Annotated in this window: 10 protein-coding genes; 2 read left to right on the top strand and 8 right to left on the bottom strand. The window is 67.9% G+C overall.

The window, feature by feature from the left end:
• Positions 1-10 precede the first annotated feature (10 nt).
• The 4 genes from JL100_RS16095 to iolG are packed head-to-tail and all read right to left on the bottom strand — an operon-like array spanning position 11 to position 4,716.
• Complete coding sequence (locus JL100_RS16095) at positions 11-883, bottom strand: SMP-30/gluconolactonase/LRE family protein (RefSeq protein WP_202681276.1); 873 nt, start codon at positions 881-883, stop codon at positions 11-13.
• A 33-nt stretch (positions 884-916) separates the two neighbouring features.
• Positions 917-1,837 carry a myo-inosose-2 dehydratase gene (gene iolE / locus JL100_RS16090; protein ID WP_228420742.1) on the bottom strand — a complete coding sequence of 307 codons (921 nt, stop codon included), beginning with the start codon at positions 1,835-1,837 and terminating at the stop codon, positions 917-919.
• 3 nt (positions 1,838-1,840) lie between these two features.
• Positions 1,841-3,688: a 3D-(3,5/4)-trihydroxycyclohexane-1,2-dione acylhydrolase (decyclizing) gene (iolD, locus tag JL100_RS16085; protein ID WP_202681277.1), complete on the bottom strand. Its 1,848-nt coding sequence runs from the start codon at positions 3,686-3,688 to the stop codon at positions 1,841-1,843.
• Positions 3,689-3,720: 32 nt separating this feature from the next.
• Complete coding sequence (gene iolG, locus JL100_RS16080; protein WP_202681278.1) at positions 3,721-4,716, bottom strand: inositol 2-dehydrogenase; 996 nt, start codon at positions 4,714-4,716, stop codon at positions 3,721-3,723.
• A 248-nt stretch (positions 4,717-4,964) separates the two neighbouring features.
• Between iolG and queE the strand changes: the two genes are divergently transcribed.
• On the top strand, positions 4,965-5,597 hold the full coding sequence (queE, locus tag JL100_RS16075) for a 7-carboxy-7-deazaguanine synthase (protein ID WP_202681279.1): 633 nt from the start codon (positions 4,965-4,967) through the stop codon (positions 5,595-5,597).
• 38 nt (positions 5,598-5,635) lie between these two features.
• On the top strand, positions 5,636-6,343 hold the full coding sequence (gene queC, locus JL100_RS16070) for a 7-cyano-7-deazaguanine synthase QueC (protein ID WP_202681282.1): 708 nt from the start codon (positions 5,636-5,638) through the stop codon (positions 6,341-6,343).
• A 139-nt stretch (positions 6,344-6,482) separates the two neighbouring features.
• On the opposite strand, the gene JL100_RS16065 is transcribed toward queC, so the two are convergent.
• The 4 genes from JL100_RS16065 to JL100_RS16050 form a co-directional block, all read right to left on the bottom strand.
• The gene (locus tag JL100_RS16065; RefSeq protein ID WP_407696861.1) at positions 6,483-8,405 is read right to left on the bottom strand and encodes a BCCT family transporter; all 1,923 of its coding nucleotides are present in this window, start codon (positions 8,403-8,405) and stop codon (positions 6,483-6,485) included.
• Positions 8,406-8,571: 166 nt separating this feature from the next.
• Entirely contained in the window at positions 8,572-9,459 is an 888-nt protein-coding gene (locus tag JL100_RS16060; protein ID WP_202681284.1) for an ABC transporter permease, read from the bottom strand.
• Positions 9,456-10,424 (bottom strand): ABC transporter permease, encoded by a 969-nt coding sequence (locus tag JL100_RS16055; RefSeq protein ID WP_202681285.1) that lies wholly within the window; start codon positions 10,422-10,424, stop codon positions 9,456-9,458. Before JL100_RS16055 ends, JL100_RS16060 begins: the two co-directional genes overlap by 4 nt.
• A gap of 25 nt (positions 10,425-10,449) precedes the next feature.
• Positions 10,450-12,144, bottom strand: coding sequence for a peptide ABC transporter substrate-binding protein (locus JL100_RS16050; RefSeq protein ID WP_228420741.1), 1,695 nt, complete (start codon positions 12,142-12,144; stop codon positions 10,450-10,452).
• Positions 12,145-12,269 lie beyond the last annotated feature (125 nt).

The following is a 12,269-nucleotide window of genomic DNA, read 5'->3' as shown; positions in this document are numbered from 1 at the left end:
GGAAGTTTCCCTATCCTTTGAATTTCGCCACCGGCACGCCCGGCACATCCACCCTCAGCGCGAAGATCCCGCCCGACAGGGGGGACGCCGCCAACCGATCGTCGGATACGTTGTGGCGCAGCGAGGTCACATAGATCGTCCGCATGTCCGGCCCGCCGAAGCACGGCATCGTCGGGGCCGCGCACGGCATCGGGATCTGCCGGTCCAGCCTGCCGTCGGGCGACCACCGGTTCAGCATCCCGGCGGAAATTCCGGCGCTCCAGTAGAAGCCCTCCATGTCGGTCGCGGCTCCGTCGGGGCGGCCGACCTCTTCGGAAGGTTCGGCGATCACGCGGCGGTTGGACAGGTCGCCGGTGCCGGGCTCATGGTCGAAGGCGCAGATCAGCTTCCCCCTGCTGTCGGAATGGAACAGGATCCGGCCGTCTGCGCTCCAGGCCAGGCCGTTGGAGACGATCAGCCCGTCCAGCATGCGGCGCACCATGCCGTCCGGTGCCACGCGGTAGAGCGAGCCGGTCCGCCGGCTCATGGTTTCCTCGTCCATGGTGCCGGCCCAGAAGCTGCCGTCCGGCGCCACCTTGCCGTCGTTCAACCGGTTTCCAGGCATGTCCGGCTCCGGGTTGGCGACCGGCGTGAGGTCACCCGTCCCGAAATCGAGCAGGTGGAAGCCATCGCGCAGCGCCACGATGGCGCCGCCGCTCTCCCGCAGCCCGAAGGAGCCGATCGAGTGCGGCATCGCCCATGTCCGCGTGGCGCCCGTCGCGGGGTCGAGCCGATGCAGGGCGGGGGCGAGGATATCGACCCAGTACAGGGCCTGCTCCTCCGCCGCCCAGACCGGGCACTCTCCAAGCAAGGCCTTGGCATCCAGAACGCATTCGACTTCCACCCTGTTCTCCTTTTCTTCAACTGTAGGGGATTTTTACTGAACGGTGAGACCGAGCTTTTCGGCGGTCGCCCGCAGATGGGCATGGCCTTTGCGGGCATAGGTAAGGGGATGGGCTTTGGCGGGGTCCTGCTCGGCCTCGCAGATGATCCAGCCGTCGTAGCCCGCTTCGGCGACCGGGCGGAGCGCCGCTTCGAAATCCACCATTCCGTCACCGGGAACCGTATAGACGCCGTTGATCACGGAGTCGAGGAAGCTCCAGCGCCCGTCCCGTGCCCGCTTCAGCACGTCCGGGCGGACGTCCTTGGCATGGACATGGTTGATGCGCTTCGCCCACTTCCTCGAAACGGCCGCCGGATCGTCGCCGGCGAAGGTGAAGTGGCCGGTGTCGAACAGCAGCCCCACGGTATCGGGCGTGCCGGAGAGCAGCCGGTCCACCTCGTGGGCCTTCTCGATCACCGTCCCCATGTGGTGGTGGAAGGCGAGCCGGACGCCCCTTCCGGCCATGTACCCGGACAGCTTCGCGATCCGGTCGAGGAACACCGGCCATTCCGCCTCGGTCATGACCGGCCGTTCGGACACCGGCACGTCGCGCCGCCCCTGCACCGTGTCCGACGTCTCGGCGAAGACCATGACCTTGCAGCCGCAGGCCGCCAGCAGGTCGAGATGGGGCTGCATCGCCCCGATCTCCTCCTCCACGGTGCGCTTGCGCAGTTCCGCCCCGTACCAGCCGGAGACGAGTTCCAGCCCGTACTCCGCCAGCTTGGCCGTCAGCGCCTCCGGCCGCCTGGGGAACTTGTTGCCCAACTCGGTCCCGGTGAAGCCGGCCTCGCGGGTCTCGCGCAGGCAGGTATCCAGCGGGGTGTCGCCGCCCAGTTCGGGCAGATCGTCGTTGCTCCAGGCGATCGGGTTGGTGCCCAGCTTGACCGTCATCGCAGCCTCTTCGTTCCTGGTCATGGTTCAGCCCTGGGCCTGATCCCGGCGGGCATCGACATAGGCGTCGAAGGCTTCCTTCACCTGGGCGCGCTCCGATACCTCCGGCACCGCCACGTCCCACCAGGCGCCGCCGGCTTCGGTGGTAGGATTCGGGTCGGTGTCGATCACCACCACATAGGTCCGGTCGGACTGCCGGGCCCGCCGAAGGGCCTGCTCCAGCTCCGCGATGCTTGCGACCTTTTCGGACGTGGCGCCCAGGCTGCGGGCGTGGCCGGCGAAGTCGATCCAGCTGTCGTCGGCCCTGTGGTCGACGGTCTCGATCAGGTTGTTGAAGCCCTCGCCGCCGCAGGCCCGCTGAAGCCGGTTGATGCAGCCGAAGCCGCGGTTGTCCAGCACGGTGACGATCAGCTTGCGGCCCAGCATGACCGAGGTCTGAAGCTCCGAGTTCATCATCATGTAGCTGCCGTCGCCGACCATGACGAAGACCTCTCGGTCCGGCCGGGCCATCTTCACGCCCAGCCCGCCGGCGATCTCGTAACCCATGCAGGAGAAGCCGTATTCCATGTGGTAGCCGTTGGGCGAACCCGCCCGCCACAGCTTGTGAAGCTCGCCAGGCAGCCCGCCGGCGGCGCAGACCACGATGTCCCGGGCCTCGGCCGCGCGGTTGACGGCGCCGATCACCTGGGCGTCGGTCGGCAGCGGGGCATTGGTCGGCGACACCGCCTGATCCACGGCGCCGTTCCATCCCTTGACCAGCGCCGCCGTCCGCTCCCGCCAGGAGTCGGCGACCTTGTAGGGACCCAGCGCGGCCGTCAGGTCCTCCAGCGTCCGCTTCGCGTCGCCGACCAGCGGCACCGCCCGGTGCTTGCCCGCGTCGAAGGCCTGGATGTTCAGCTGGATCAAGGCGGCGCCGCCCGGCACCAAGGCCCGCGATCCGGTCGTGAAGTCCTGCAGCCGGGTGCCGATCGCCAGGATCACGTCGGCCTCCCGGGCCAGCGCGTTGGACGCCGAACTGCCGGTGACTCCGATCGAGCCGACCGCCTGGGGGTGGTCCCACGGCATGGCGCTCTTGCCCGCCTGGGTCTCGGCGACCGGGATGCCGTGCCTGGCCGCGAAGTCCTGAAGGGTCCCGCCCGCCTCCGAATAGAGCACCCCGCCGCCGGCGATGACCAGCGGCCGCTCCGCCCCGGCGAGTAGGTCGAGCGCCCGGGCGAACTCCTCCGCGTCCGGGGCCGGGCGCCGGATCCGGTGGACCTGCGGCCGGAAGAAACTTTCGGGATAGTCGTAAGCCTCGGTCTGGACGTCCTGCGCCATGCAGATCGTCGCCGGGCCGCAATCGACCGGATCGGTCAGCACCTGGATCGCGCGGGGCAGGGAGGTCAGGAGCTGTTCCGGCCGGGTGATCCGGTCCCACCAGCGGGAAACAGGGCGGAAACAGTCGTTGACGCTCACGGTGGCGTCGTTGAAGTCCTCGATCTGCTGAAGGACCGGGTCGGGACGGCGGCTGGCGAAGACGTCGCCGGGCAGGAGCAGCACCGGCAGCCGGTTGACATGCGCCACCCCGGCGGCGGTCACCATGTTGGACGCTCCCGGCCCGATCGAGGTCGTGCAGGCCATCATGCGGCGCCGGTTGCTGGCCTTGGCGAAGGCGACCGCCGCCAGGGCCATGCCCTGCTCGTTGTGGGCGCGGAACGTCGGCAGCGTCTCCCGCGCGTGGTACAGCGCCTCGCCCATCCCGGCCACGTTGCCGTGCCCGAAGATCGCCCAGCAGCCGGCGAACAGCGGCACTTCCGCCCCGTCCACCACCGACCGCTGGGCCGCCAGATACCGCACGACCGCCTGGGCGGCGGTCAGCCGGATCGTCTTTTCCATGGCTCTTCCTTCCCCGCTTTCTTGTTTTCGCCTCACCGGTCCAGCCGCACGCTCCGGCCGGTGCGCAGCGACTCCAGCCCGGCATCGGCCAGGCGGAGCGCCTCCCGGCCCTCGTTGAACCCGGCCAGCGGCTTCGCTCCCGTCTCGACGCAATCGACGAAATGGTCGATCTCCGCCATGTAGGCCTCAAAATAGCGCTCGATGAAGAAGTTCAGCACGGGATCGCGGGCCTGCGTCCCTTCGGCTCCCCAGGCCTCCACCGTGGTCGGCCGGCGGTTATGGGCCTGGAGCATGCCCTTCTCGCCGAAGGCTTCGATCCGCTGGTCATAGCCATAGGCGCAGCGACGGCTGTTGTTGATATGGACCAGGGCGCCGGACGCCGCCCGCAGGACGATCATGGCGCTGTCGATGTCGCCCTCCTCGGCGAACATCGGATCGACCAGGGCGGCCCCCATCGCCTGGATCTCAACGATGTCGCCGACCAGATAGCGCGCCATGTCGAAATCGTGGATCGTCATGTCCCGGAACAGCCCGCCCGAGCCCCGGACATAGGCGGCCGGCGGCGGGGCGGGGTCGCGGCTGGTGATGACGACCTGTTCCACCGTGCCCAGCTCCCCCGCCTGGATCCTGTCGCGCAGCGCCTTGAAGGAGGGGTCGAACCGCCGGTTGAAGCCGATCATGACCAGCGGGTCCAGCATGCCGATCTCCCGCCAGCAGGCTTCGACCCGCGAGATGTCCAGGTCGATCGGCTTCTCGCACAGCACCGCCTTGCCGGCCTTGGCGGCGCGGGTGATCAGGTCCACGTGGGTATCGGTCGTTGACGCGATGAAGACGGCGCGGATCGCGGGATCGTCCAGCGCCTCGTCCACCGATCCCAGCACCCGGGCGCCCAGTTCCGCAGCGACCTCTTCGCTGGCCCTCGCCGCCACGTCATAGACGCCGGCCAGCTCCGCGCGCGGATGGGACTTGATGTTGCGGGCATGCATCCGGCCGATGCGGCCGCAGCCGAGCACTGCGAAACTGACCATGTCTTCTCCCTGTCCAATTGTTCTTACTTCCGCGGCGGCGCCGTTGTTCATGCCCTTTACGCCGCCCCGGACATCGGCGTCCACTCCGAGAAAGGTGAGCCCCCTGATCATCACGCACCGGAACAATGCCCCATCCTCGCCCCGCTTCAGGCACATGGCAAGGCTGTGACCGTTCCGGGCTCCGCCGTCCTGGACTCGCGGCTTTCCGCAGGGCAAAACCCTGTCTCAGGATCAGCGGGAAGGTTGGGATGGCTTACGCCGTCAAGGAACTGTTCAAGACGTTGCAGGGCGAAGGCGCCCATGCCGGGCGGGCCGCCGTGTTCTGCCGCTTCGCCGGCTGCAATCTGTGGTCCGGGCGCGAGCGCGACCGGGAGACCGCCGCCTGCCGCTTCTGCGACACGGATTTCGTCGGCACCGACGGCGAGGGCGGCGGTCGCTTCGGCAACGCCGCCGAGCTGGCCGGCGCCATCGCGGGCACCTGGGGGCCGGGCACGCCGCACCGCTACGTCGTCTTCACCGGCGGCGAGCCGCTGCTCCAGCTCGACGGCGCGCTGGTCGAGGCTGTTCATGCCGAGGGGTTCGAGATCGCGATCGAGACCAACGGCACCCTGGAGCCACCGCCCGGCGTGGACTGGATCTGCGTCAGCCCCAAGGCGGGCGCCGACTGGGTGCTCCGCCGCGGCCACGAACTCAAGCTGGTCTTCCCCCAGCCCCAATTCGATCCCGCCGAGTTGGAGGACCTGCCGTTCCGCCATTTCTGGCTCCAGCCCATGGACGGTGCCGACCGCGTCGCCAACACCGCCCGGGCGGTGGCTTATTGCCGGGACCATCCGCGCTGGCGCCTCAGCCTCCAGACCCATAAGCTGATCGGCATCCCGTGAGCGCCGCAGCCACCATCTCAGACATTTCCGGGGGAAGCATGACGGACGAAAAGGCGCTGGTACTGTTCTCCGGCGGGCAGGATTCCGCGACCTGCCTCGCCTGGGCCCTGGACCGCTTCGCCCATGTGGAAACCATCGGGTTCGACTATGGCCAGCGCCACCGGGTCGAGCTGGAATGCAGGACACGCTTCCGCGAAGAACTCGCTTCCCGGATGCCGGACTGGAGCGCCCGCCTGGGCGACGACCACATGCTGGACCTGTCCGTCCTGGGCGCCGTCAGCGACACCGCGCTGACGGGCGAGGCGGAAATCCGTTACCAGGAGAACGGGTTGCCCAGCACCTTCGTGCCCGGCCGCAACCTGCTGTTCTTCACCTTCGCGTCGGCGGTGGCCTACCGCCGCGGCATCAGGCACTTGGTCGGCGGGATGTGCGAGACGGATTATTCCGGCTACCCGGACTGCCGGGACGACACGCTGAAGTCGCTCCAGGTCACCCTGAACCTCAGCATGGACCAGCGCTTCGTCGTCCACACGCCCCTGATGTGGATCGACAAGGCGGCGACATGGGAAATGGCCGACCGGCTCGGCGGCCGGGCGCTGGTGGACCTGATCGTCGAGGACACCCATACATGCTACCTCGGCGACCGCGCCACCCGGCACGATTGGGGCTACGGCTGCGGCACCTGCCCGGCCTGCGAACTGCGCTCCGCGGGATGGGGCCGCTATCAGGCCTCCCTCCGGGGATGATGGCGGAAGCCGCCTTCCACGCCGTGACGGTCTCCGCCTTGCCGTGAAGCTCCGCAGGTCTGCCAAAGCGAAGCGGCAGCCGACAAAACCGGAGAGTGGGTGTCGGGTGCCGCTTCGCTCTATCCGGTCTTCGGCCTCCCTATGCCGGATCGGGCGACGTGATGTAGAGCGCGGTCGCCTTCGACTGGGTCAGCGCCTGGTAGCGTTCGTACTGCGCCACCACGTCGCTGACGATCTGGTCGCGGGTGAAGCCCATCACGTCGTATCCCCGGCTTCCGTCCGAGAAGAAGGTCCGCGCCGCCCAGCTGTGCGGCCGCCGCTCCTCGGTCGAGGCCGCCTCCGCCGCCGTATAGGCCGGCAGGAGCTGCCGTATCGGCCGTACGCCGTAGACGAAGCTCCTGACCTCCGTCGCCGGGACGGTCAGCGCGATGCCGTCGTCCCCGTCGGCGCCCACCGTCACGGTCAGGCCGCGTCCCCGCATCTCCTGGGCGACCATCTCCAGCGCCGGCGACACGGTGCCGGTCAGGAACCGGGCGACGTCGTCGCGATGGGGAGTATGCAGGCTCAGTTCCAGCCGCTGGCGCCATGACAGCCCCGTGGCCGGCACGGCGGCGGGAGCCGTGCTGCCGCTGGCCAGGTCCGCCTGCATTCCCCGGATCAGGCCGGCGGCCAGCATGATCATGATGAAGGTGAAGGGCAGGGCGCTGATCAGCGTCATGGTCTGGAGCGCTGTCAGCCCGCCGGCGAGCAGCAGCAGTGCCGCCGCGATACCCTCCAGGGAGCACCAGTAGACCCGCTGCCACAACGGCGTGTTCTCGGCCCCGCCGGCCGCGATGGTATCGATCACCATGGATCCGCTGTCCGACGAGGTGACGAAGAAGATCGCCACCAGCAGCACCGCCAGGGTGGACGTGACGGACGGCAGCGGCAGGTAGGTGAAGAACTGGAACAGCGCCACCGACACGTCCGCCGAGACGGCCTGGGTGATCGCCCCGGCCGCCACGCCCATGTCGAGCGAGATGGCGGTATTGCCGAACACCGTCATCCACAGGAACGAGAAGCCCGTCGGGATGAACAGCACGCCGCCGATGAACTGGCGCACCGTCCGTCCGCGCGAGATCCGCGCGATGAACATGCCGACGAAGGGCGACCAGGCGATCCACCAGGCCCAGTAGAACAGCGTCCAGGAACTCAGCCAGCCGCGCGGCTCGTAGGCATAGAGGGTGAAGGTCCTCATGAAGAAATGGTCCAGATACGTGCCGATGTTCTGGACGAAGGCCTTCAGCAGGAAGGTCGTCGGACCGGCCGCCAGCACGAACACCATCAGCAGTATGGCGCAGATCAGGTTCAACTCCGACAGCCTGCGGATGCCGACGTCCAGCCCCGTTACGACCGATACCGTCGCCAGGGCGGTGATCACGGCGATCAGCGGGATCTGCACCGACAGCCCGACTGGCCAGTCCAGCAGATAGTTCAGACCGGCATTTATCTGGAGCACGCCGAAACCCAGGGACGTCGCGATGCCGAACAGAGTCCCGCAGATCGCGAAGATGTCCACCGCGTCGCCGATCGGCCCGTTGATCCGGTTCTTGAACAGCGGATAGAGGCCGGAGCGGATCGTCAGCGGCAGATTGTAGCGGAAGCTGAAATAGGCCAGCGACAGCCCGACGATGGCGTAGATCGCCCAGGCATGGACGCCCCAATGGACGAAGGTGATCACCATCGCCTCGCGCGCCGCCTCCATCGTCAGCGGCTCGCTTTCCGGCGGCGTGGCATAGTGCTGGATAGGCTCCGCCACGGCGAAGAACATCAGCCCGATGCCCATTCCCGCCGCGAACAGCATGGCGATCCAGGACGGATAGCTGAAATCCGGCTCGGAGTCGTCGGGGCCAAGCTTCAGGTTGCCGGACCGGCTCAAGGCCAGGTAGATGCAAATGAAGACGAAGGCCGCGACGGACAAGATATAAAGCCATCCGAATCCCTCGATGATCGAGGACTGGACGGAGGCGAACATTTCCTCCGACTCGTTCGGATAGATGATGCCGACTGCGAGCAAGGCCACAATGATGAGGCTCGCTCCCCAGAAGACAGGGGGATTGATCGTCTTCCGCCCCATATCAGACGCGCTCCTTTTCCCTCTGGCTCGACTGTCGCCGAAGCTTCAAGCCTCTCAACGTTTGCCGGGCCGGAAAAGTGTCAATCCAAAGGCATTCGGGAGCGAGAAACCCTTACCGCCGCGAAGCGTCGGCCCGCGGATCCAGCGCGTCCTGCAAGCCGTCGCCGACGAAATTGAAGGCGATCACGGTCACGAAGATCAGCAGCCCTGGATAAATCGCCAGCATCGGCGCGGACCAGATCAGCTCCTGCGCGTTGGTCAGCATGTTGCCCCAGCTCGGCAGCGGCGGCTGGATGCCCAGGCCGAGGAAGCTCAGCACCGATTCCAGCAGGATGATGTTGCCGACCGACAGCGTCGTGGCGACCACGATGGGCGAAGCGACATTGGGCAGGACATGGACCAGCATCAGCCGCAGGTTCCCGGCCCCCAACGCGGTGGCCGCCCGGACATATTCGCGCTGCCGGACGCTCAGCGCGGCGCCGCGGACCAGCCGTGCCACCGTCGTCCAGCCGGCCAGGGAGACGATCACGATGATCCGGTAGAGGCTGACCTGATCGGACTGCGCCAGCCCGGCCGGCACTCCCAGCTTGCCCAGGTCCACGGCGGCCAGCACGATCAGCAGGGGCAGCAGCGGCAAGGCGATCACCCCGTCGGTCACCCGCATCAGCAGCCCGTCGAGCCGCCCGCCGAAGAAGCCGGCGAGCAGCCCGACGACCGTCCCGACCACGGCGGAGGCCACCGCGGCGGCAAGCCCGACGAACAGCGACACCCGGCCGCCATACAGCAGCCTGACCAGGACGTCGCGGCCCAGCTCGTCGGTGCCCAGCCAGTTCCGCGGGGAGGGCGGGGCGAAGCGGTCGAACAGGCTGACCGCGTTGGCATCGACGCCCAGCGCCGATTCGATCAGCGGCGCCGCCAGGGCGGCCCCCGCCAGCAGCACCAGGATCACCAGGCTCAGGACCGCTGCCGGAAACCGCAGGAAGCGCCGCCACGCCGTCACGTGCGCGTCTCGGTGAAGGTGATGCGGGGGTCGAGTGCCGCATAGCCCAGGTCCGCCAGGAGGTTGCCGGCCAGCGTCATCACCGTGGCGAGCAGCAGGCCGACCAGGGCGATGTTGTAGTCGTTGCCCAGGATCGAGTCATAGATCAGCTTGCCCATGCCCAGGTACGCGAACATCGTCTCCGTCACCAGCGCGCCGGAAAACAGCGTTCCGAACCCGAGCGCCACGATGGTGACGACCGGGATCAGGGCGTTCCGCAGGGCATGGCGCCAGACCACGGACCGCTCCGGCACGCCCTTGGCGCGGGCGGTGCGGATATAGTCCTGCCGAAGCTGCTCGATCACGGCGGCGCGGACGAAGCGGGTATAGCCGCCGACGCTGACCAGCGTCAGGGTGGCGACCGGCATCACCAGATAGGGCAGGCGCTCCCACAGCCCGCCGGTCCCGCCGACCGGAGCCATCCCGCCGGCCGGCAGCACCCCCAGCACGACAGCGAACAGGATGATGAACAGCAGCGCCAGCCAGAACGGCGGCACGGAGATCCCGGCAAAACAGGCCAAATTGATCGCGGTATCCGCAACGCCATGGGGCCGCCGGGCGGCGAAGACACCCAGTGGAATGGCGATCGCCAGCGACAGCACGAACGAGATGCCCAGCAGCAGCAAGGTGTTCATCAGGCGCGGCGCCAGCACTTCGGGCACCGGGCGGGAGAACAGCCGCGAATATCCCAGGTCCCCCTGGAGCGCCGCGGCCAGCCAGTTCAGGTAGCGCTGCCAGATCGGCTGGTCCAGGCCGTACAGCTCGCGCAGGCGCGCGGCATCCGCCGCCGTCAGGTTCGGGTCTGCGTTGATCATCAGGTCGATCGGGTCGCCCGGCATCAGCCCGATCAGCCCATAGATCAGGAACGACATGATCAGCAGGACGGCGAGCGCCTCCAGCAGCCGGACAGCCACGAAGCGCAGCATCAGCGGCGGCCCATTCCCGGCGGCCTTACTTCGAGCGCCACTGCTCGATCCACAGGGTGGAGGGGTACTGGTGGCCGGTCGGGCGCACGCCTTCCAGCCAAGGGGGCATGATGTAGCTGTCCGACCGGAAATAGAGGGGCAGGGCAGGCAGCTGCTCCGCGTAGATCTGCTGGAGCCGGGTCCATAGGGGCCGCGCCTCGGCCTCGCCGCAGGTCACCTCCAGGTCGTCGATGATCCTGTCGGTCTCGGCGTCGCGGAACCCGACATAGTTCTGGCCGGAAAAGCCGTTCTCCGGCGTCGGGATCATGGTCGAATGCAGGATCGTGCGCGGGATGTTCTCGGGCGCGCTCAGCCACGCGAACATCGCCATGGCCGGGAACCTGCGCTCGCGCAGGGTCTCCCCGAACAGCACGCGGGCCGGCTGGTTGTTGATCCTGACCTCGACGCCGACCTTGCGCCACTGTTCTTGGAGAACCTGCTGGACCAGCTCGCGCGTCCGGTTGCCGGCGGTGGACTGGAATTCCAAACTCAGCCGCCGGCCGGCGGCGTCGTGCCGGACGCCCCCGCGCAGCTCGGTCCAGCCCGCCTCCTCCAGCAGCTTCACGGCGGCGGCCGGGTCGAACGGGTAGCGGGTGAAGTCCTCGCTGTAATAGCGGTCCAGCGGATTGACCCCGGTATGGGCCACCGGCTGCTTGCCGCCGAACAGCTGGCGGGAGATGGCGTCCCGGTCGATCGCCGTCAGCAGCGCCCGGCGGACCCGCACGTCCGCCAGGATCGGGTTGTCGAGGTTCAGGTCGATATGCTCGAAGAACAGCCCCGGCTGGTAGACGACCTTGAACCGCTGGCCGTGGCGCTTCTCGAAGGCGAGCGCCTGCTCGATCGACAGCCCGACCTCGCCGGCGACGTAATCGACCTCCCCGGACAGCAGGTTGGCCTCCATCGCCGAGGTGTTCTCGATGGTCCGGACCACGATCCGCCCGAAGCCGGGCTTCTCCCCCCACCAGGTCGGGTTCGGCTCCAGCACCACGTAGGCGCCGGATTCGACACGGCTGATCCTGTAGGGGCCGAAATAGAGGCCCGGATTGGTGCGATCGGTGTCGTAGAGCGTCCGGTTGCGGTACTGGGCTGGATCGGCCTCGAATACGGGGCGTTCCAGGTGTTCCGGCAGTACCAGCAGGTCGTTGATCGAATCGTAGCTGCACCGGTACTTGTCCCAGTGGACGGTGAAGGTCTTGTCGTCCACGGCGGTGATGCCGACGATGTCCTTGGAGAAGAGCTGGGCGTTGGTGACGCCGCTCAGGGGGTGGCGCCCGACCTCCCAGGTGAACAGCACGTCGCGGGTGGTCAGCGGCTTGCCGTCGCCCCAGGTGGCGCCGGGCTGGATGGTGAAAGTGGCGTCGATCGCCCGCGTGCCGTCCGGCCGGGTCACCTCGACCGCCGTGCCCTTCTCCAGGCTGGGCAGCTCGGTGCAGAGCAGGCAGATCAGCTTCCAGTCCTGGTCGAAGGTGGTGAAGGGCCGGCGTGCGGCGCCCAGGATGTAGCTCTTGGTCGCCATGGCGTCGATGCTGGGATGGAACGTGCCGGGGAACTGCACCGCGCCGATCACCAGTTCGTCCTTCGCGGCCAGCGCCGCCGATCCCGAACCGAAACCCAGCCCGAGACCAAGGGAGAGAGCGAGCGCGGCGCCCGCGCATCCCGACAAAGTCCGATTAATCGCCACCGGCCGCTCACCTTAAACGTTGCGTGCACCATGTCACTCGAACTATGGGTTCTGTCCAGCCGCGGGTCCAGCGCCTATCGTGCCGGCAGGCATCGCCGGCGCCCCTGACCCGCGGGCGCTTCAAG

Origin of the sequence: Skermanella mucosa, assembly GCF_016765655.2 — a bacterium.
GTDB classification, from domain to species: Bacteria; Pseudomonadota; Alphaproteobacteria; order Azospirillales; family Azospirillaceae; genus Skermanella; species Skermanella mucosa.
This window is presented reverse-complemented; position numbering and strand designations above follow the sequence as displayed.

Bases quoted from the DNA above. Each gene is read 5' to 3' on its own strand.
- iolE (WP_228420742.1), bottom strand. From the start codon at position 1,837: ATGACCAGGAACGAAGAGGCTGCGATGACGGTCAAGCTGGGCACCAAC.
- iolD (WP_202681277.1), bottom strand. From the start codon at position 3,688: ATGGAAAAGACGATCCGGCTGACCGCCGCCCAGGCGGTCGTGCGGTAT.
- iolG (WP_202681278.1), bottom strand. From the start codon at position 4,716: ATGGTCAGTTTCGCAGTGCTCGGCTGCGGCCGCATCGGCCGGATGCAT.
- queE (WP_202681279.1), top strand. From the start codon at position 4,965: ATGGCTTACGCCGTCAAGGAACTGTTCAAGACGTTGCAGGGCGAAGGC.
- queC (WP_202681282.1), top strand. From the start codon at position 5,636: ATGACGGACGAAAAGGCGCTGGTACTGTTCTCCGGCGGGCAGGATTCC.
- JL100_RS16055 (WP_202681285.1), bottom strand. From the start codon at position 10,424: ATGCTGCGCTTCGTGGCTGTCCGGCTGCTGGAGGCGCTCGCCGTCCTG.